This window comes from Devosia alba (assembly GCF_039938915.1).
In the GTDB taxonomy this organism is placed as follows: domain Bacteria; phylum Pseudomonadota; class Alphaproteobacteria; order Rhizobiales; family Devosiaceae; genus Devosia; species Devosia alba.
The window spans coordinates 1-259 of the sequence record NZ_JBDUUI010000105.1; the positions used below are offsets into that span (position 1 = coordinate 1).

General features: G+C 32.8%; 1 protein-coding gene. It reads left to right on the forward strand.

Going from position 1 to position 259, the window contains the following annotated elements; all coding sequences use genetic code 11:
* Positions 1 to 12: 12 nt before the first annotated feature.
* A partial coding sequence (locus ABFY71_RS18950; RefSeq protein ID WP_347947428.1) for a hypothetical protein occupies positions 13 to 259 on the forward strand: 247 nt, incomplete at its 3' end.

The following is a 259-nucleotide window of genomic DNA, read 5'->3' on the forward strand; positions in this document are numbered from 1 at the left end:
TTTAGTGAGGATATGAAAAAGCAAACAAAGATTGCGAGTTTAGGAATTTGCAATCCTGCCATTCTAAAGCCAGGGGTTTCAAGAAGAAAATTCTATTGTGTCGATGAGAAAGAAAAGAATTCAATTAGAGATAAGCTAGGGTTAGATAGAAATAAAATTTATCTTCTGTGTGTTGGTCGTATATCGGAGATTAAGCAGTTTGATATTGCTATAAAATCCCTGAAATATTTAGATGAACGATATCGTCTTTTGATAGTTG